12 protein-coding genes and 1 pseudogene are annotated in these 19,957 nt (G+C 72.5%); 7 read left to right on the top strand and 6 right to left on the bottom strand.

The genetic code is table 11. From position 1 onward, the window contains the following. The first annotated feature begins 40 nt into the window (after positions 1-40). Complete coding sequence (locus Msi02_RS22505; protein WP_161627906.1) at positions 41-208, top strand: hypothetical protein; 168 nt, start codon at positions 41-43, stop codon at positions 206-208. Positions 209-237: 29 nt separating this feature from the next. On the opposite strand, the gene Msi02_RS22500 is transcribed toward Msi02_RS22505, so the two are convergent. The 3 genes from Msi02_RS22500 to Msi02_RS22490 form a co-directional block, all read right to left on the bottom strand. Continuing rightward, positions 238-1,266, bottom strand: a complete 1,029-nt coding sequence (locus Msi02_RS22500; protein WP_204050117.1) for a phosphotransferase family protein — start codon at positions 1,264-1,266, stop codon at positions 238-240. Continuing rightward, positions 1,267-2,163 carry an aldose 1-epimerase family protein gene (locus Msi02_RS22495; protein ID WP_239108614.1) on the bottom strand — a complete coding sequence of 299 codons (897 nt, stop codon included), beginning with the start codon at positions 2,161-2,163 and terminating at the stop codon, positions 1,267-1,269. Positions 2,164-2,743: 580 nt separating this feature from the next. Further along, positions 2,744-4,066, bottom strand: coding sequence for a GH1 family beta-glucosidase (locus Msi02_RS22490; RefSeq protein ID WP_204050115.1), 1,323 nt, complete (start codon positions 4,064-4,066; stop codon positions 2,744-2,746). Positions 4,067-4,215: 149 nt separating this feature from the next. On the opposite strand from Msi02_RS22490, the pseudogene Msi02_RS22485 reads away from it, so the two are divergent. Continuing rightward, positions 4,216-5,484: pseudogene (locus tag Msi02_RS22485) on the top strand (RNA-guided endonuclease InsQ/TnpB family protein). On the opposite strand, the gene Msi02_RS22480 reads toward Msi02_RS22485, so the two are convergent. Genes Msi02_RS22480 through Msi02_RS22470 form a run of 3 tightly spaced genes read right to left on the bottom strand, consistent with a single transcriptional unit; the run spans position 5,468 to position 8,660 of the window. After that, complete coding sequence (locus tag Msi02_RS22480; RefSeq protein ID WP_204050113.1) at positions 5,468-6,691, bottom strand: 2-oxo acid dehydrogenase subunit E2; 1,224 nt, start codon at positions 6,689-6,691, stop codon at positions 5,468-5,470. The pseudogene Msi02_RS22485 and the gene Msi02_RS22480 sit on opposite strands and share 17 nt — an antisense overlap. After that, complete coding sequence (locus Msi02_RS22475; protein WP_204050112.1) at positions 6,688-7,665, bottom strand: alpha-ketoacid dehydrogenase subunit beta; 978 nt, start codon at positions 7,663-7,665, stop codon at positions 6,688-6,690. The genes Msi02_RS22480 and Msi02_RS22475 overlap by 4 nt, the downstream gene beginning before the upstream one ends. Continuing rightward, the gene (locus Msi02_RS22470) at positions 7,662-8,660 is read right to left on the bottom strand and encodes a thiamine pyrophosphate-dependent dehydrogenase E1 component subunit alpha (RefSeq protein ID WP_239108613.1); all 999 of its coding nucleotides are present in this window, start codon (positions 8,658-8,660) and stop codon (positions 7,662-7,664) included. The genes Msi02_RS22475 and Msi02_RS22470 overlap by 4 nt, the downstream gene beginning before the upstream one ends. 496 nt (positions 8,661-9,156) lie before the next feature. On the opposite strand from Msi02_RS22470, the gene Msi02_RS22465 reads away from it, so the two are divergent. From Msi02_RS22465 to Msi02_RS22445, 5 genes are read left to right on the top strand one after another with little or no spacing between them, the layout of a single operon-like run. After that, complete coding sequence (locus Msi02_RS22465; RefSeq protein ID WP_204050110.1) at positions 9,157-14,757, top strand: non-ribosomal peptide synthetase/MFS transporter; 5,601 nt, start codon at positions 9,157-9,159, stop codon at positions 14,755-14,757. Further along, positions 14,754-16,334: a class I adenylate-forming enzyme family protein gene (locus Msi02_RS22460; protein ID WP_204050109.1), complete on the top strand. Its 1,581-nt coding sequence runs from the start codon at positions 14,754-14,756 to the stop codon at positions 16,332-16,334. Before Msi02_RS22465 ends, Msi02_RS22460 begins: the two co-directional genes overlap by 4 nt. A 1-nt stretch (position 16,335) precedes the next feature. Beyond that, positions 16,336-17,919 (top strand): condensation domain-containing protein, encoded by a 1,584-nt coding sequence (locus tag Msi02_RS22455; RefSeq protein WP_204050108.1) that lies wholly within the window; start codon positions 16,336-16,338, stop codon positions 17,917-17,919. Further along, positions 17,919-18,149, top strand: coding sequence for a phosphopantetheine-binding protein (locus tag Msi02_RS22450; protein ID WP_204050107.1), 231 nt, complete (start codon positions 17,919-17,921; stop codon positions 18,147-18,149). The genes Msi02_RS22455 and Msi02_RS22450 overlap by 1 nt, the downstream gene beginning before the upstream one ends. Then, positions 18,146-19,957 carry a condensation domain-containing protein gene (locus Msi02_RS22445; protein ID WP_204050106.1) on the top strand — a complete coding sequence of 604 codons (1,812 nt, stop codon included), beginning with the start codon at positions 18,146-18,148 and terminating at the stop codon, positions 19,955-19,957. The genes Msi02_RS22450 and Msi02_RS22445 overlap by 4 nt, the downstream gene beginning before the upstream one ends.

Here is a 19,957-nt window from a genome sequence, read left to right as displayed (position 1 = left end):
CTATTTTGTGATCAATGGAGTCGGCCGTCTGGAGTCCGTTGTGAGTGCTCGTGTCAGTCACCTGCCCCGCGTCGCGGCCGGGGCGATGGTCCTGTCCCTGGTGGCGTCGCTGACCGTCGGAGCGCCCGCGGCCCTCGCCGCGACCGGCGACTCCGAGCCGCACACCGGCAACGGGTGCGGCTCGCAGTCCCTCACGCTGGAGGCGTGACTCCCGTTCTCTTTCCCGGTCCCGGACGCTCAGACGCGGGCGTGGGGGGCGGCCTGACGCTGCCCGCCCTCCCGGTGTCCCGCGCGCAGCACGTCCAGGCAGGCGACCAGTGACCGCGTGGTGATGTCCCTGGTGGGGGCGTAGGACTCCTCCGGATACTGCCTCGGGCCGTCCTCCACCAGCATGATCAGATAGAGGTAGACCCGGTAGAGGGCGATCCGGAGGCGGGCGGCGTGGTCCAGCGTCAGCGGGCCGCCCTCCTGCCGGTAGCCGGCGAGCATCGGATCGTCCTCGCGCAGCTCGCCGAAGATGGTGGGGGTGACGAAGTCGGCCAGCGGATCGCCCCAGAACGCCCTCTCGTGGTCGATGAGCGCCTGGACGCGCTTGTCGCCGTTCAGGAACACGTTGCCCGGCCACATGTCGAAGTGCACCAGCGACGGGTTGGTGACCTGGTCGAGGACGTGCGCGTTCATGTGGACGAGCCCGACGATCTCCACGATCGTCGCGGGGAGCGGGGTGCTGTAGTAGACCGCGTCGTCGAGCAGCGCGCCGATCATGACGAGGAACGCCTCCCGCCAGGTCCGGCCGGTCAGCCCCGCGTACGGGTAGCCGAAGACGCCCGTGCCCGGGATGGCGTGGAGGCGGGCGAGGTGGCGGCCCAGCTCGAACCGCAGCGCGCCCTCCTCCGCGGGGCTGAGCGACGTCCGGTTCCACGGCACCCCGTCGAGCGCGGACAGGATGAGGTAGTCGCCGCCGAGCAGCGGGTCGTCGAACGACGCCTTGAGCAGGTCGGGCATCGGCAGCCCCACGGGCTGGGCGAGGTGGTAGACCATCGCCTCGGTGCGCAGCAGGTGCCGCTCGTAGGCCAGCAACCTCAGGTCGGGCGGCGGCCCGAGCTTCAGCACCACCTGACGTCCGTCGTCGAGGCCGAGCCGCCAGACGGCGTTGGCGAAGCCGTCGGTGAGCTCCTCCGACGAGGTCACCCCGCAGCCCAGCGCGTCACGGGTGATCTCGTCGAGCTGCGCGGGGGACAACCGCCTTTTCGTCCTGCTGTCCATTCAGCCTTCCAATGACGGAGTGGTGACCGCGATGGTCCACGTGGCCTCGTGCTTGTCCCCCGGCTGCAAAACGATCAGATCCGTGCCCGAGTTGAACGCGTCGGGCGGGCAGGTCATCGGCTCCACGGCCAGCCCCCGGTGGCCGAGCCCCGTGCCGGTGCAGATCTGGACCCACGGCAGCACCGCCGGGTCCCAGGTGAGCTCCACCCCGCCCTCGGGCCCGAGCACACGTACGCGCCCCTCCGTCACGCCGGTGAAGGCGTGGTCGACGGCGGTGTCCCCGATCACGCGCGGCGTCCTGAAGTCGTACGGCGTGCCCGCGACCTCCACCAGGTCGGTGGGGGCGAGCAGGTCGTCGGTGAGCAGCACCCGCCCGGCCGGCAGGCCGAGCTCGTAGGCGGTGACGTCGGGCCCGGCCAGCAGCCACGGGTGCGGCCCGCAGCCGTACGGCGCCGCCGTCTCGCCCACGTTCTGCGCCGTCAGCGTGGTCGACAGGCCCTCCTCGGACACCGAGTGCCGCACCTCCAGCGCGATCCTGTGCGGGTAGCCCTCGGTGGGCTCCACTACGTGCGTCAGCCGTACGTGGCCGTGGTGGTCCTCGACCGACAGCAGCTCCGCGCACTTCCAGTCGAGCTCGGCCACGAGGCCGTGCAGGGCATGGCCGCGGTCGGGCTCGTTCACCGGCAGGTGGCGGCGCTGCCCCTCGAAGACGTACGTGCCGCCGACCACGCGGTTCGGCCACGGAGCCAGGATGGTGCCGCTGTAGTAGGGGACCGGCCCGCCTTCCGGCCAGCTCGTCACCAGTTCGCGGCCCTCGTGGAGCAGCGCCCGGAGCGCGCCGCCCCGCTCGCTGATCGTGGCCTGGTATCCGCCGCCGGCAATCGTGTAATCGGGCACGGGGGAGTCCTCTCGCTGACGCGACGTCAAGAAGCGGGTCATCTGACGGTATGCAGGGACTTTATCCCAGCTCATCGCCCTTGATCCAAGCGGGGTGGGAGAGTTATGGGAGCGCTCCCATAGCGGGTAAAGCTAAGTCTTTTCGGCGGGCGCGTCAACTTATTCTCGGGATTATCGCTTAGATCGGTATAACGGCACCGATTTGCCGTAGACCGGTTCTCATATGCACGTGCATGGGCGATCGCCCACCACTCCGTGCTGAAAGTTTCAGCTGCTCCGGACGGCCGTCATCGCGCCGCCGTACAAGATGTCCCGGGCGCGCGAATACGCGCGGCCGCGTGTGGGCCATGCCGCGGAAAATGGCCCGGGGAATCGGTGGAATCGCGCCGCGACGCCCCGGCGCGGACCGGCCACCGCACCGGACGGGACCGGATTTCCGCACGGCGGGTCGCCGTCGCTGCGCGCCGGGAGAAGACCGGGACGGCGGCGGGAAGTCCGCCGGCCCGATAACAGGCATGGCGCGTCGCGCACCCAGCCTGTCACCGGGCCTGTCACCGGGCCGCGCGGGCCCGGACGGGTCTCAGCGCAGCTCGCCGCTCTTCACGACGTCGCGGTACCAGAGCGCGCTGTCCTTCGGGGTGCGCTTCTGCGTCGTGTAGTCCACGTACACGATGCCGAACCGCTGGCTGTATCCCTCGGCCCACTCGAAGTTGTCCAGCAGCGACCACACGTGGTAGCCCTCGACCTGGGCCCCGGCCTCCATCGCGCGGTGCATCGCGCTCAGGTGGTCGCGCAGGTACGCGATCCGCCGCTCGTCGCGGACGCGGCCGTCGGCGTCGACCCCGTCCACGACGGCCAGGCCGTTCTCGGTGATGACCATCGGCACGCCCGGGTAGTCGCGCTGCACCCGGACGAGAATGTCGTGCAGGCCCTCGGGGTAGATCTCCAGCCACTCGGCCTGGGCCCGCTCGTGCAGGAAGACCCGCTCGCCCTTGCCGTCCACGAAGACCGGCGTGTAGTACTGCACGCCGAGCACGTCGATGGGCTCGCTGATGACACCGAGGTCCCCGTCGAGGATGTGGTCGGCCATCGGGCCGCGCTCGGAGATCCAGCGCAGCGTGTCCTCTGGGTAGCGGCCCTTGAAGATGGGGTCGAGGTAGAGCCGGTTCTCCAGCCCATCCTGGTGGTGGGCCGCCTCGCGCGCCTCCGGTGTGTCGTCGGCCGGGTAGGTGGGGTGCAGGTTGAGCGCCGGCCCGATGCGGCGTCCGGGGTGCCGCTCGTGCAGCACTCGCGAGGCGAGGCCGTGGGCGAGCAGCAGGTGGTGGCAGGCGACGAACGCGCGCGCGTCGTCCTTGAAGCCCGGCGCGTGGGTGCCGAAGCGGTATCCGCAGTCGACCACGGTCTTGGGCTCGTTGATCGTCAGCCAGTCCCTGATCTCCAGGGCGTCGAAGCAGATCTCGGCGTACTCCGCGAAGCGTTCGGCCGTGTCCCGGTTCTCCCAGCCCCCTCGGTCCTGCAGCTCCTGCGGCAGGTCCCAGTGGAAGAGCGTGGCCATCGGCCGGACGCCGCGTTCTGCCAGCCCGTCCACGAGCCGGCGGTAGAAGTCGAGGCCCTTCTGGTTGGGCTTGCCCGAGCCGGTCGGCTGGATCCGCGGCCAGGCGATGGAGAAGCGGTAGCTGCCCAGGCCCAGATCGGCGATGAGGTCCAGGTCCTCGTTGTAGCGGTGGTAGTGGTCGGCGGCGTGCTCCCCGCTGTCACCGTCGCGTACGTTGCCGGGGACCGCGCAGAACGTGTCCCACACCGAGGGCCCGCGGCCGTCCTCCGTGGTCGCGCCCTCGATCTGGTACGCCGCGGTGGACGCGCCCCAGACGAAGTCGGCCGGAAACCGTGCGGGTGATTTCATCAGAAACCTCCGAGGAAACCCCCGCCTTGGGGCGGGGGACGAAGCGGACTCCCTGCGGAGTAGGGCAGGGGCAGGCGGTTCGCCATAAGGCGAACCGCCGTAGGAACACACGTACGATCCTGGACCGATCGAGTGGCACGATGTGAGGCGTGGCGCGGATCGTGAAGCGGGCGTACAAGTACCGCTTCTACCCGACCCCCGGGCAAGCCGAAGAGCTTGCCCGGACGTTCGGATGCGTGCGCCTGGTCTACAACAAGGCCCTGGAGGAGCGCACCCGCGCCTACACCGCGCAGGGTCGCCGGGTGTCCTATGCGGAGTCCTCGGCGATGCTCACCCAGTGGAAGCGCAGCGGAGACTACGACTTCCTGTCGGAGGTCTCCTCCGTCCCCCTGCAGCAGGCGCTGCGGCATCTGCAGGCCGCGTTCGCGAACTTCTTCGCGCGCCGGGCCAAGTACCCGGCGTTCAAGTCCCGCAAGAAGTCCCGCGCCAGCGCGGAGTACACCCGGTCGGCGTTCCGGTGGCGGGACGGCCGGTTGTGGCTGGCGAAGATGGACGCCCCGCTGGACATCGTGTGGTCGCGTCCGCTTCCGCAAGGTGCGCAGCCGTCCACCGTGACCGTGAGCAAGGACGCGGCGGGGCGGTGGTTCGTGTCCCTCCTCGTGGAGGAGACGATCACACCGTTGCCTCCCGTGGACGCCCAGGTCGGCGTGGACGCGGGGCTCACGAGCCTCCTCACGTTGTCCCGCCCGGTCGACGGCCTGACCGACGAGGACGGCAAGGTCGCCAACCCCCGACATGAACGAGCCGCCCGCAAGCGCCTGGCCAAGGCGCAGCGGACGCTCGCCCGGAAAGCCAAGGGCAGCGCGAACCGGGCCAAGGCCCGGCGTAGGCTCGCCCGCGTGTACGCCCGGATCACCGACCGCCGCCGGGACTTCCTGCACAAGCTTTCGACTCGGCTCGTCCGTGAGAACCAAACGGTCGTGATCGAGGACCTCACCGTCCGCAACATGCTCAAGAACGGCTCGCTGGCCCGCGCCATCTCCGACGCCTCGTGGCGGGAACTGCGGTCGATGCTGGAGTACAAAGCGCGGTGGTACGGGCGGGAGGTGCTGGTCGTGGACCGGTGGTTTCCCTCCTCCAAGCTGTGCTCTGCGTGCGGGGCGCTGCACGAGTCGATGCGGTTGAACGTTCGGACCTGGGAATGCGCCTGCGGCGTGGTCCACGACCGGGACGTCAACGCCGCGAAGAACATCCTCGCCGCCGGGCCGGCGGAGAGGTGAAACGCCTGTGGAGCTGGTGTAAGACCTCAACGAGAGACCTCTCGGACGGGGCGACCGGCGGTGAAGCAGGAAGCCCGACCGGCGACGGTTGGAAACCCCTCCCGTCAGGGAGGGGAGGATGTCAACCATTCTCGGTGAGGAATCGCGCGGGTGATTCGAGCGCCGTGCGGAGTTCGCCGAGGAACTCCGCGGCATCGCGACCGTTGATGAAACGGTGGTCGTATGCGAGGCCTATTGTGGCGGTCTTGCGTACGGCGAAGCCCGATCCGTCCGGGACGACCTCCGAGCGCGGCGCGGTCAGCGCCAGCGCGCACGTCTGGCCGGGGAAGACGATCGGGACGGCGAACACGATGCCGTCGTGCGTGTGCAGGGTGAGCGTGATGGCGCCGCCTTGGAGGTCGCGTTCCCGGAACGACCCGGTGAGCGCCGTCTTGCGGAAGCCGACCAGGTCGCCGGCGATCTCCGCGAGCGGCCGGTTGCCCGCGTCGCGGACGACCGGGATGAACAGCCCCCGGCCCACGTCGACGGTGACGCCCACGTCGGCGGTGGCGGCCCTTCTCGCCCGTGGGCCGGGGCCGGGCTCGGCGAAGAACATCGGGAAGCGGTCGAGCAGCCCGCCGACCGCCTTCACCACCATCTCGGGCAGGCCGACCAGGGTGCGCAGCCGGCGGGTGAGGTCGCGGGCGAGCGACAGGACCTCGGTCACGTCGGCGTTCATCGCCGTGAAGGCCGCGGGGATCTCGCGCCGGGACCGCTCGACGACCTCGGCCGTCCGCTGCTGTGCCCGCGACAGCGTGATCCACTGTGCGTCGTCGTCCCCGCCCGCGTCGTTCGCGGCCGGGGCGGCGTCCGCGACGGCGGCGGGGGAGGACGCCTGGCCGCCGAGAAGTTCCTCGACGTCGGTCCGCCTGATCACCTTCCGGCCGAGGGCGTACACCCGCTCCATGGCGATGCCGTGCGCCTCGATCAGTTCGCGCGCGGGCGCCGTGACGACGACGCCGGAGGCGTCGCCGGACGGCGCCGGGGTCTGCGGCCCGCCCGGGTGCTCGTCCGCGGCCTTCCCCGCGGCCTCCTGAGCAGGCCCGCCCGCGCTCTCCCCGGAGGCCTCGTCCGCGGACCCGAGCAGGCGGGCGATCACCTGCCCGGGCTCGCATTCGGCCCCCTCGGCGAGCAGCCGCCGCAGGACGCCGTCCGCCGGCGCCTCGACCTCCTCGGTCGCCTTGGACGTCTCAAGCAGCACGATCGGATCGCCGTCCCGCACCGCCTGCCCGTCCTCGGCCAGCCACTCGACCAGGACGTACGCCGTGTCGTTGTTGTTGAGCTTGGGCACCCGGAAGTCGGTCACGACAGGCCCTCCTTGACCGCGGCCCTGATGCTGTCGGCCTGCACGAGCACCTCGCGTTCCAGATGGGGGGCGGCGGGGATCACCCCGTCCGCCGAGTTGACCAGTGTGATCGGGCGGCGCAGGCGGCCCCACAGGCGCGGGTAGAGCGCCGTGGCCACCTCGGCCGCCCAGCTGCCGCCCTCGGTCCCGTCGTCGACGACGCAAACGTGCCGCGCGTCCTCCAGCCCCGGCAGACGGGGCACGGGGTAGAGCTGGGCGGGCACCAGCAGCTCGCAGACCAGGTCGTCCTCGAGGAGCAGCGTCCGCATGGCGTCGAGCGCCCGGTGGACGAGCCCGCCATGGGTGATCAGCGTGCAGTCGGGCCGGCCCGCGCCGTCGAGGTACACCCGCGCCACGTCGTCGACCAGCTCGAACCGGAACAGGTCGTCCGTGCGGTACATCTGCCGCGTGTACAGGACCTTGTCCTCGAAGAACAGGCAGGGCCGCGCAAGCCGGAACATCCGGGCGAACAGCTCGCCCGCGTCGTGGAACGGCGTCATCTCGAACAGGGACAGCCCCGGCACGCCGATGAAGTGCTTCTGCGGGTTCTGGCTGTGGGTCGGGCCGTAACCGCGGTTTCCGCCCGTGGGGCAGCGCACCACGAGCGGCACCGGCACGGGCCTGCCGTACATGGAGGTGGACTTGGCGGCGAAGTTCGTGATCTGGTCGAACGCCAGCGCCACGAAGTCGGAGAACATGATCTCGACGATGGCCTTGTCGCCGGCCAGGGCCAGCCCGGCCCCGACCCCGGCGATCGCGCCCTCGCTCAGCGGCGTGGACCTCACCCGGGAGCCGAAGCGGTCGGACAGTCCCCGGGTGACCTTGAACGCGCCGCCGTAGGGGTCGCTGACGTCCTCGCCGAGCAGGTGGACCGAGGGGTCGGACTCCATGAGATCGTGCAGCGCCTGGTTGATGTGCTCGGAGACCCTGGTCACGCCGATCCTCCCGGCCGGGAGTGGGGGCGGGCGGAGACCTCGGCGACCACCCGCTCGACGAGCTCTCGCTGCTCCCGGTCGATCCGGGCGAACCGCTCGGGATCGGCCTCGGCGTACCGGTCGTACCAGTCGGACTCCCGGGCCCGGCGGATCTCCTCGGGCGGGCGGGTGTCGTCGCCCTTGCTGTGCGGTCCTAGGCGGTGCGTGGCGAACTCGACGACCAGCGGGGACGGCTCGGCCCGCACGGTGTCGACCAGCGGGGCGAGGGCCTCCCTGATCTCGCCCACGTCGGTGGACGTGACGTGGTGGTGGCGGACGCCGAAGGCCGCGGCCCGGGCGGCGATGGTGCCGGCCATCTGCGCGGACGTGGGGGTCGACTGGGCGATGCCGTTGTGCTCGACCACGACCAGCAGCGGCACCCGCCACAGGGACGCCATGTTCAGCGCTTCGTAGACGGCGCCCTCACCCCAGGTGCCGTCTCCGATGTACGCGCAGGCCAGCGCTCCCGAGCCGGCCAGCTTCAGGGCCACCCCGGTCGCCACGGGCAGGCTCTCGCCCTGCACCCCGGTGGACAGGAAACGCCGGTGGTAGATGTGCTGGCTGCCGCCGACGCCCCCGCACAGCGCGCCCTCCCGCCCCATGATCTCGGCGAGCAGTCCGTGCGGGTCGGGATGGCGGGCGAGGAAGTGGCCGTGCCCCCGGTGGTTGCTGAACACGAAGTCGTCGTCGCGGAGCAGGGCCGACAGCGCGACCGGGACGTACTCCTGCCCGAGGCAGGTGTGGGTGGTGCCGCTCAGCACGCCCTGCTCGAACAGGCGGAGCAGGGCGCGTTCGAAGTGCCTGATGAGGAGGAGTGAGCGGAGATCCCCGTCGTAGAGGGCATGCCGCGGGCTCCGGGCCGGTGCAGCGGTGACGATCACAGGTGGTCCGCTCCTGGTGCGTCTCTGGTCGAGGGCGCGCTCGACGCCGGGCCCCGCTGCCAGGGACAGGAGCACCACAGCATCCATTGACAGGAGCGCCAGCGTCCATTCACAGGAGCGCCGGCATCATTGAAGGAGCACCTGGTCTGGGAGCGCTCCCACGGAGCGTAGGTGGGGTAAGGGGCGCTGTCAATCCCTGGTCATGCGGCGAATTTGGGAGATTACGACCACATTGTCCGTGATCTGCGCTAATAACCTCACATTCCCCGCCTTGGGGCTAATAACGGACAGAAACTTCCATGACACTTGACGAACGAAAGCCGTGATCCCTAGCCTCCACTGCCGTGGGAGCGTTCCCACTACCGCGTCCGAAATGGGGGTTACCGGCGCGAGCGGCGGTGGATCCCGCGCCGTGCCAGGCACCAGGCAGGAAGCTCACCGGCGGTGATTCAACCACCGCCGGATCGTTTGGCCGCCCGCGACTTCGTATCAATCGCCGGCGTACCGGGGCGCAGAGCGCACAGAGGAATGCCATGTTCTTAATGCAAATTTCAACCGAGGTGCCGGCGTCGTGACCCGGACCGGCCTCTCACCGGCCAAGCAGGCGTTGCTGGCGCAGCGGCTCAAAGCCGGGAAAGCCGCGAGGGTCACCGTGCCGCCGCGGCCGGCCGGCACCCACCCGCCGCTTTCGCACGCCCAGGAGCGCCTGTGGTTCCTGGAGCAGTACGCCCCGGGCACCACCGCCTACACCGTCGCCTTCGCCGTCCGGCTGGACGGCGGTGAGATCGACGGCGCGGCCCTGGAACGCGCCCTCACCGAGGTGGCCCGGCGCCACGAGAGCCTGCGCACCCGGTTCGTCACCACCGACGACGGCACGCCGGAGATCGTGCTGGACGACGAGCCCGTCGTCGAGCTGCGGCTGTCGGACGACCCCGCCACCGTGCGGGAGGCCGTGCAGGAGGAGCTGAGCCGGCCGTTCGACCTGGCGAGCGGCCCGCTGCTGCGGCTGCTCCTGGTCCGGCTCGGCGCCCGCGAGCACGTGCTGCTCCTGACGATGCACCACGCCGTCACCGACGGCTGGTCCTGCGACATCGTGATGGAGGAGCTGCTCGCCCTGCACGAGGCGTACCGGACCGGGACCGACGCCGGTCTCGCCGCCCCGCCCGTGCAGTACGGCGACTACGCGCTGTGGGAGCGCGGCCGGACCCACGAGGACGACATCCGTTACTGGAGGGAGCGGCTGGCCGGGCTGCCGCCGCTGGAGCTGCCGACCGACCTGCCGCGCCCGCCGGAGCAGGGGTCGGCGGGCGCCGCCCACGGCGTCGCGCTGGACCGCGAGCTGGTGGACGCGCTGACCGCACTGGGCGGGGAGAACGGCGCGACGCTGTACATGACGCTGCTCGCCGCCTTCCAGGTGCTCCTCGCGCGCTACTCCGGTCAGGACGACTTCGCGGTGGGGTCGCCCGTGTCGGGACGCGACCTGCCGGAGCTGGAGCGGGTGGTCGGGCTCTTCATCAACTCGCTGCCGATGCGGGCCGACCTGTCCGGCGACCCGACCTTCACCGAGCTGCTCGGCCGCGTGCGCGAGACGGCGCTGGACGCCTACACCCACCAGGAACTGCCCTTCGACCGGCTGGTCGGCGAGCTCGGCGTCGAGCGCGACGTGAGCAGGTCGCCGGTGTTCCAGGTGATGTTCGCGCTGCAGAACTACCGGTCGGCCCCGCTGGCCACCCAGGGCCTGACCATGTCGGCGTACCCGTTCGAGGTGACCGCCAGCCGGTTCGACCTCGCGCTCTACCTGATGGACCAGGGCGACGGCCTGCGCGGCAACTTCACCTACCGCACCGAGCTGTTCCGGCCGGCCACGATCGAGCGCCTGGCGGAGTGCTTCGAGAACCTGCTCAGGTCGATCGTCGCCGACCCGCACGCGCGGGTGTCCGACCTGGAGCTGCTCCCGGCGGCGGAGCGCGACCGCGTGCTCGGGTTCGCGGGCGCCGCCCCCGAGGCCGAGACGCCCCCGGCGGACGCGTTCGGCGGGGCGTCGAGGCTGCATGCGGTGATCGCGGCGCAGGCGGCCCGCACCCCGTCCGCGACCGCCGTCGTCTGCGGCGGCGACGCCCTCACGTACGCGGAGCTGGACGCCGCGGCCGACCGGCTCGCCCGGCGGCTGCGCGGGCTCGGCGTGCGGCGCGACGACCGTGTGGCGATCTGCCTGGAGCAGTCCACCGGGCTCGCGGTCGCGGTGCTCGGCGTGCTCAAGGCGGGCGCGGCCTATCTGCCGCTCGACCCGGAGCACCCGCGCGGACGGCTCGAGTACGTCCTGGCCGACGCCGCGGCGTCGATCGTCGTGACCAGCCCGGACCTGCGCGACCGGCTCCCCGATGGCATCACCGCCGTGCACCTCGGCGACCAGGCGGACGACCAGACGGAGCTCCCCGCCGAGGCGGAGCCGGCGGCGCCGGGCGACCTCGCGTACGTGATCTACACCTCCGGCACCACCGGGCGGCCCAAGGGCGTCGCGGTGCAGCACCACGAGGTCATGGTCTACCTCGCCGGGGTGCGCGAGCGGCTGGGCGTGGAGCCCGGCTCGTCCTTCGCCCTGCTCCAGTCCCTCGCCTTCGACTTCGGCGTCACGGTCTTCTACCTGTGCCTGATGACCGGCGGCACCCTGCACCTGGTGCCCTCGCGCACCGCCGGTCCCGAGCTGGCGGGGATCTTCCGGCGGACCGGGATCGACTACCTCAAGATCACTCCTTCGCACCTCGCCGCGCTGCTCGCCGACGCCGGGCCGGACGACCTGCTGCCCAGGAAGCTGCTGCTGCTGGGCGGAGAGGCGGCCCCGCGCGGCTGGGCGGCCGAGCTCGCGGCGATGGGCCGCTGCCGGGTCGTCAACCACTACGGGCCGACCGAGGCCACCGTCGGCGTGACCACCTACGACGTCGCCCGGCTGCCCGCTCCCGACGGCCCGGCCGAGGCGAGCGTGAGCCTGCCGATCGGCTCGCCGCTGCCCGGGGCGCGGGCGTACGTGCTGGACGAGCGGTTGCGGCCGGTGCCGGCCGGAGTGCCGGGGGAGATCTACCTCGGCGGCGACCGGCTGGCCCGCGGCTACCTGAACCGTCCCGGCCTGACCGCCGACCGGTTCCTCCCCGACCCGTACGGCCCGCCCGGGTCGCGCATGTACCGCACCGGGGACCTCGGCCGGTGGTCCGACTCGGGCGACCTGGAGTTCCTGGGCCGCCGCGACCTGCAGGTGAAGATCCGCGGCTACCGGGTCGAGCTCGGCGAGGTCGAGTCGGTGCTCGCCGACCATCCGGACGTCGCCCAGGCCGTGGTCGAGCCGCGCGGTGAGCAGCTCGTCGCCTACCTCGTCCCCTCCGCCGAACACGCCGTGGACGACGCACGACCGGACACCGCGGCGGTGCGCGCGTGGCTGGCCGACCGGCTGCCCGCGTACATGATCCCCTCGCGGTACGCCTGGCTGGACGAGCTGCCGCTCAAGTCGCACGGCAAGGTGGACCGCTCACGGCTGCCCGAGCCGGAGGCCGACGTGGCGGCGGCCGAATACGTCGCCCCGGAGGCCGGCGCCGAGGAGGACGTGGCACGCGTCTGGGCGGAGGTGCTGGACGTCGAGCGCGTGGGGGCGCTCGACGACTTCTTCGCGCTGGGCGGCCACTCGCTGCTGGCGATGCGGGTCATCGCCCGGCTGCGCAAGGCACACCCGGACCGGCCGGTCACGGTGCTCGACGTGTTCAAGCACCGCACCGTCCGGGAGCTGGCCCGGCTGCTCACGGCCGAGGGGGACGTGCCGCGCTCCCTGCTGCACCGGCTCACCCCCGCCCGGGCCGTCACCACCACCCTGGTGTGCGTGCCGTACGGCGGGGGCAGCGCGGCGGTCTACCAGCCGCTCGCGGACGCGCTGCCGGCCGACTGGGCGCTCTACTCGGTCGCCGTGCCCGGCAACGAACTGGGCGAGGAGGCGCGGCCGTTCGACGAGGTGGTCCGCGACTGCGTGACCGAGATCACCGAGATCATGGACGGCTCGCCGGGCCGGCTGGTGATCTACGGGCACTGCGGGCCGGGCGGGGTGCTCGCCACCGCCGTCGCCCGGGAGCTGGAGGCGGCCGGGCAGGAGCTGACCGCGCTCTACCTCGGCGGCGTCTTCCCGTTCGCCCGGCCGGGCCGCGGGATGAACTGGCTCGGCACGTTCTTCGACAGGCTGACCAGCGATCAGGCCAGGATCAACGCCCTGACCGCCGCCGGGCTGGACGTCGAGGAGCTGGGCCGGGACCAGGTCAGGCTGATCGTCACCAACCAGCGGCTCGGCGCCCGGCACGCGGAGCGCTACTACACCCGCCTGTTCGAGGAGGCGGACGGTGGTCGGCTGCGCGCCCCGGTCATCTCCGTCGTCGGCGAGCGCGACCCGGCGACCGAGTTCTATCAGGAACGTTACAAAGAGTGGCATGCCCTGTCAGACGAGGCCGCGTGCGTCGTGCTCGACGAGGCCGGGCACTTCTTCACCCGCTACCGCGCGGCCGAACTGGCCGACATCGTCACCGGCACCCACGACGCGCTCGCCTCCGGGCGTACGGAGGGGATGGAACGGGACGAGGGGCGGACCTGGTGGCTGCAGGGCGTCTCGCGCCGGTCCGCCGAAGCCGGAACCGAGGGCGGAATCGAGGCCGGGACCGAGGCCGGGACCGCCGCGAAGCGGGACGAGCCGTCCGGCGCGGCGGGCACGCGGGCGCTCGGCGGCCCGCCGCCCAGCATGCGGCGCTTCCTCGTGGTCGCGGCAGGCCAGCTGGTCTCGATCACCGGCTCCGCGCTGACCGAGTTCGCCATCCCGCTGTGGATCTACCTCACCACCGGCTCGCTCGCCCGGTTCGCGCTGTTCTCCGTGCTCGGCCTGCTGCCCGGCATGCTCGTCGCCCCGCTGGCCGGCACGATCGTCGACCGGTTCGACCGGCGGAAGGTCATGATCGCCGGGGACGCGGCCGCGGGCGGCACCCAGCTCATGCTCGGCCTGCTGCTGTGGACCGGCAACCTGCAGGTCTGGCACATCTACCCGCTGCTGGTCTGCCTGTCCGTCGCCCTCACCTTCCAACGGCTCGCGTACGGCTCGGCGATCCCGCAGCTCGTGCCGAAACGGTTCCTCGGGCACGCCAACGGCGTGGTCCAGATGGCCACCGGCACCGCGCAGCTCATCGTGCCGCTGATCGCGGTCGGGCTGATGGCGGCGATCGGGCTGGAGGGCATCCTCGTCATCGACGTGGTCAGCTACGTCGTCGCCACGCTCACCGTTGCGCTGATCCGCTTCCCCGCGACGATGGCCTGGAAGCGGCGGGAGAGCGTGCTCGCCGAGATGATGGGCGGCATCCGCCACTCCTGGGGCCACCGGGGCTTCCGCGCGATGCTGTTCTACTTCGCGGTGCTGAACGTCTTCCTGTCTCCGCTGTTCCTGATGATCTCGCCGCTCGTGCTGTCGTTCGCGTCGCTGGCCGAGGTCGGCCGGGTGTCGTTCGCGGGCGGGCTCGGCGCCTTCCTCGGCGGCCTGGCCATGGCCGCCTGGGGCGGCCCGCGCCGCCGGCGGTTGCACGGCGTGCTGCTGTCAACGCTCGCCCTGTCGGTGTTCTGCCTGCTGACCGGGCTGCGCGCGGACCTGTTCCTGATCGCGGTCGGCGCGTTCGGCATGTCGCTGTGCCTCACCCTGCTGAACGGCGTCTACGCCACGATCATCCAGGTCAAGGTGCCGCAGCGGTTCCACGGCCGGGTCATCGCGCTGAACACGCTGATCGCCTGGTCCACCCTGCCGATCGGGTTCGGCCTGGTCGCGCCGTACGGCGCGCAGGTCTTCGAGCCGCTGCTCGCCCCGGACGGGCCGCTCGCCGGCACGGCGGGCGCGGTGCTCGGCACCGGTCCCGGCCGGGGGATCGGCTTCATGTACGCCTGCTTCGCGGTGGCGATCGCCGTCATCGCGCTGGTCGCGCTGCGGGTCCGGGTGCTGCGCCGGTTCGACACCGACGTGCCCGACGCCCTGCCGGACGACGTCGTCGGCTACCAGGCCCTGACCGAACGCATCGCGGCCGCCCGGACGGCGGACGCCGGCCCCGGCGACCGTACGGACGCACCCGCGGACACACGGACGGCCCGCGAACCCGAGAAGGAGCTCGCATGACAGGGACGAGGACGCGGGGGACGCCCGCGCTCACCGTGCCGGAGCTGCTGCGGCTGCGCGCGGGGCAGGAGCCGGACGGCGTCGCGATGATCGTGGAAGGGCAGGGGGAGCTCACCTTCGCCGAGTGGGACCGCAGGTCGGCGGCGCTCGCCGCCGCACTGGCGGACCGGGGCGTGGCGCCGGGCGACCGGGTGGCGCTGCACTTCGGCAGCCGCGACTGGATCGACTTCGCCGTGGCGTTCTTCGGCGTGCTCAGGACGGGCGCGGTGGCCGTGCCGATGTCGGACCGGCTGGCGCCGGCCGAGCTGCGCTACATGATCGGGCACTGCGCCGCGTCGGCGGTGCTGCTCGGCCGGGACCTCGCGGCGCCGACGGGGCCGGGATCGGCGTCCATGCCCGGGGAGAGGGCCGTGGAGCCGTGGACCGCGACCCCGGCGGAGCTGGAGGCCGGCTTCGCGGCGGAGACGGCGTGGGAAGGGCCGCAGGTGCGGCCCGGCGACCTGGCGCAGATCCTCTACACCTCCGGCACGACAGGGCGGCCCAAGGGGGTCGGCGCGAGCCACGCCAACCTGGCCTACGGTTGCGTCACGCAGCCCAAGCACCGCAGGTTCGCCCACTCACGGCACCTGCTGCACGCCTTCCCGATCGGCACCAACGCCGGCCAGACCATGCTGATCAACGCGCTGGACGCCCGGCCGACCGTGCTGACCCCGGCGAGGTTCACCCCCGGCCGGTTCGCCCGGCTCATCGAGACCTACCGCCCCGGCACCGTGTTCCTGGTGCCGTCCATGGCGATCGAGCTGCTCGACGCCGGGCTGCACGAGCGGCACGACATGTCCAGCGTGGTGCTGCTGGGGTCGGCGGCGGCCGCGCTTCCCCCCGCCCTGTCGGAGCGCCTGGCGACGGCCTTCCCGAACGCGACCGTGACGAACTACTACACGTCCACCGAGGCCGCCCCCGCCCAGACGATCATGATCTACGACCGGACGCGGCCCGCCGCGCTGGGGCGGCCCGCGTTCGGCGGCTCGCTGCGCATCACCGACGAGGAGGGCAACCCGCTCCCGCCCGGGGAGACCGGCGAGGTGTGGATGCGGTCGCCCACCGCCACCCGCTCCTACTACGGCGACGCGGAGGCCAGCGCCCGGTCGTTCCGCGACGGCTGGGTGCGCATGGGAGACGTCGGATACGTGGACGCCGACGGCTACCTCTACCTCGTCGACCGCGAGAGCGACGTGGTCAAGACCGGCGCGTTCAAGGTGTCCACGCTCCAGGTGGAGGCCGCGCTTCACGAGCACCCGGGGGTCGCCGAGGCGGCCGTGTTCGGGCTCCCGCATCCGGTGCTCGGCTCCGTGCTGGGCGCCGCGATCGTGCCCAGGTCACCCGGGCTGCCGGAAGGCCCCGGGCTGTCCGAGAGCGAGGTGCGCGCCTTCCTGATGGACCGGCTGGCCTGGCACGAGCTGCCCGAACGGGTCCTCGTGGTCGACAGCCTGCCCAGGAACCAGTCAGGCAAGGTCATCAAGAAGGAGCTGCCCGCGCTGCTGGGCGACTCCGTGATCAGCACGACGGAAGGCAAGTGAGATGTCACCGACACTCATCGGCGAGGGGGAGCAGGCGTCCCTCGCACAGCACGGCATGTGGATAACGGAGCAGATGGGCTGCGGTGGCCGGGTGTACCACATGCCGCTGGCCATCCGGTTCGACGGCCCCCTCGACGTGGACCGGCTGCTGGCCGCCTGCCACGACGTGGTCCGCGCGCATCCCCAGCTGGCCGCGGCCCTGGCGGAGCGGGACGGCGTGGTGCGCCTGGTGCCTGCCGCCGTGCCGCCGCCGATCGTATTCGAGGACGCCACCGGGTTCGAGGACGCAGGGCGTGAGCCCGGCGAGCTGGTCGACCGCGAGGCGTCACTCGCCCTGGACCTGGGGACCGGGCCGACGGCCCGGTTCACGGTGTTCCGGCTCGCGCCGGAGCGGCACCTGCTCGTCTTCGTCGCCCACCACGCCGTCTTCGACGGAATGTCGAAGGACATCCTGGTGCGCGGCCTGGCCGACGCCTACGCCGGGCTGCCGTCGCCGGCCCTCCCCCTGACGTACGGCGAGGCCGTGGAGCGGGAGAACGCCCGGGTGGCCGAGCTGCTCGGTGACGCCGCCGAGTTCTGGCGCGACCGCTGGCGGGACCGGCAGGACCTGCGGCTCCCCGGACTCTCCGGGGTCTCGACCCGCGCCGCGGCCGGCGACGCCGTCGACTTCGCGCTTCCCGCCGATCTCGCCGTCGCCGCGGACAAGCTGGGCGTCACCCGGTTCGAGCTGGTGCTCGCCGCCGTGCACACCCTGCTCGCGGCGTACGGCAACGAGGACGCGGCGGTGGCCGTCGACCTGTCGACCAGGACCGAGGAGACGCGGGGCCACATCGGCCTGTTCGTGAACGAGCTGCCGGTGCCTGCCCCCGCCCCGGCCGGGAGGTTCGCCGAGTTCGCCCACGCCGTACGCGAGGAGCTGCGGGCCGCCTACCGGTTCCGGCAGGTGCCGCTCGCGCGCGCGGTCGGCGGAGTGAGCCCGCGCACCGCGCTGACGCCGGTCTCGGTCAGCTACCGCAGGCGTGACGCGAGCGCGCCGGAGTTCCCCGGCGTGGAGGCGTCGGTGGACTGGATGTCGTTCAACCAGGCGGTGCGCGGCACGCTGCACCTGCAGGTGGTGGACGCGCCGGACGGCATCGCGGCCCGGCTGCAGTTCAACCCGCTCGTCCTGAGCCGCTCCGGCTGCGAGACCGTCGCCGAGCACCTGCTCGCCCTGCTGCGCGCGGTGGCCGCGGCCCCGGACGCCGACGTGGCCGACCTGCCGCTGCCGTCCCCGGTGGCCGGCGGCGCGGCCGAGCCGTCCTTCGCCCGGGCCGGGGAGCCGGCCCCGGTCAGGGCGGGCGTCGAGGCGGACGCCGTGCCGTACCTCGCGGAGGTGGGCGAGATCTGGCGCGAGGTGCTCGGCATGCCGGAGATCGGCCCGGACGAGGACCTGTTCGACCTCGGCGGGCACTCGCTGTCGATCACCCAGATCATCGCGAAGGTGCGCGAGCGGATGGACGTGGAGCTGTCCTTCGACGTGTTCTTCGACGACCCGACGATCACCGGGATCGCGGCGGAGGTCGCCCGCCTGCGGGAGGAGGCGTGATGAGGGAGCGCGTGGCCGAGCTGGTGTCGAAGGCGAGCGGCGGCGACCTGGCCGTCGCCGACATCCTGGCGGCGGACTGCAGCCTGCCCGCGCTCGGCCTCACCTCGATCGCCTACCTCCGGCTGATCGACCTGCTGGAGACCGAGTTCGACTGCGACGTCGACCTGGACGGCGGCCACCTCGACACGCTCGACGGCCTGGTCGAGCACATCGCGGGGCAGCGGACGTGACCGCGAGCGCGCCGGCGCAGGTCACCGGTCTCACGGCGCTGCCGCCGCGCACCGTGGAGTTCCGCGGCGCGCGGGGCGGGCAGGCCGCGCTGACCTGGGGGCAGCAGGGGATCTGGCGCTCGACGCAGTGGCTGGACGACGGCGACCCCTACTTCAACCTGGCCTGGACCCTGCCGGTGACCGGCGCGGCCGGTCTGGACGCCGTGCTGCGCGCCGTGGGCCGTCTCGTCGAGCGGCACGAGACGCTGCGCACGGCGTTCGTCCGGGACGGGGAGGGCAGTGGGGAGAACGGGGAGGGCACCGAGGGCAGCACGGTCCAGCGGGTGAGCCGCGAGGGCCGGCTCACGGTCGGCGTGTACGAGGCGGCGGCCAAGCCGATGAGCGCGGCCAAGGCGCTGGCCGCCGAGCTGGCCGCGACCGGGTTCGACTACGCGGCCGAGCTGCCGATCCGGTGCGCGGTGGTCTGCCAGAGGGGCCGGCCGCGCGCGCTGGCGCTCGCGTTGTCGCACCTCGCGCTCGACGGCTGGTCGCTGAACATGGTGGCTGCGGAGTGGCCGCGGCTGGTGGCCGGGGATGACCTGCCCGGCCCGGACTGGCAGCCGCTCGACCAGGCGGCCTTCGAGCGGTCGGATCCGCCGCCCGGCGGACAGGCGCTGCGGCACTGGCGGACCGGTCTGGCGTCCGCTCCGCGTTCGATGTTCGACTTCCCGGCGAGGGAACCCGAGGAGCCGCGCTTCGTCCGCCACGGGATGGACTCCCCGGCGGCGGCCGTCGCCGCAGAGGCGCTCGCCGCCCGGCACGGCGTGACGACCTCCAGCGTGCTCACGGTGGCGAGCGCCGCGCTGCTGGCCGCCGTCACCGGGCACCCCACGGCGGCGCTGCAGCTCATCGTGTCGAACCGGCACCACCCGGGCATGGAGGCGATGGCCGGCCCCGCCGCCCAGGACGGGCTGTGCGTCATCGACCTGGAGGCCGGCACGTTCGCCGACGCGCTGCGGCGCGGACACCGCAGGACGATGGCGACGTACCGGAACGGGCACTACGACCCCGGGCTCGTGCTGGCCGCCTGGGAGGCGGAGGCGTGGGACCGCGGCGCCGACATCGACCTGGACGCGTTCTTCAACGACGTCAGGCAGGCGGGCCGCTGGCAGGGCCTGCCGCAGGTCGATACCGGGGACGCCGCGGCGCTCGCCGCGCTGCGGGGCAAGACCAGGACGTTCTTCGTCGGCGCCTACTCGAAGGTCAAGGCGAGGATCTTCTTCGCCACCGGCCCGGCCCCGTCCACCTGCGAGTTCTACGTCCTGGTGGACACGGCCTTCCTGCCCGGGGACGTCGCCGAGCGGATGCTCACCGGCCTGGAGGAGCTGCTGGTCCGGGCGCTCTCGGAGGAGGTGCCGCTGGACCAGGTCGCGAAGGTCGCGGGGCTGGACCCGGTGCGGCGCCCCGCCGGGTGGACCGTGATCGGCCACGACTGGGTGGACCTGCCGGAGAGCGAGGCCCTGCTACGCCGGGTGTGCGGGACCGACCTGGCCGTGGTCGTGGTGGAGGGCACCGGAGACGACCTGGGAGACGGGGCGGCCCCCCGGCTGACCGGGTATCTCGTCGCGCGTCCCGGGCTGGACACGCCCGAGGCCGTCCACGCCGCCGTGATGCGCGCCGCGGCCGGCCGGACCGACGTGCTCGCCCCCCACCACTACGTCCTGTGCGCGGCGCCGCCGGCCGACCCCACCGGCTGGCCCGCCTGTCCCCGGCTGATCGAGGGCGGCGGGCGGGCCCCGTCTACCGCAATGACCGTTTTGGGAAGGTGA

The sequence above is a fragment of the Microbispora siamensis genome, from assembly GCF_016863095.1.
In the GTDB taxonomy this organism is placed as follows: Bacteria; Actinomycetota; Actinomycetes; order Streptosporangiales; family Streptosporangiaceae; genus Microbispora; species Microbispora siamensis.
The sequence above is the reverse complement of the archived record's forward strand: the minus strand, read 5'-3'. Positions and strand labels throughout refer to the sequence as shown.

Bases quoted from the DNA above. Each gene is read 5' to 3' on its own strand.
- Msi02_RS22500 (WP_204050117.1), bottom strand. From the start codon at position 1,266: ATGGACAGCAGGACGAAAAGGCGGTTGTCCCCCGCGCAGCTCGACGAG.
- Msi02_RS22490 (WP_204050115.1), bottom strand. From the start codon at position 4,066: ATGAAATCACCCGCACGGTTTCCGGCCGACTTCGTCTGGGGCGCGTCC.
- Msi02_RS22460 (WP_204050109.1), top strand. From the start codon at position 14,754: ATGACAGGGACGAGGACGCGGGGGACGCCCGCGCTCACCGTGCCGGAG.
- Msi02_RS22455 (WP_204050108.1), top strand. From the start codon at position 16,336: ATGTCACCGACACTCATCGGCGAGGGGGAGCAGGCGTCCCTCGCACAG.
- Msi02_RS22450 (WP_204050107.1), top strand. From the start codon at position 17,919: ATGAGGGAGCGCGTGGCCGAGCTGGTGTCGAAGGCGAGCGGCGGCGAC.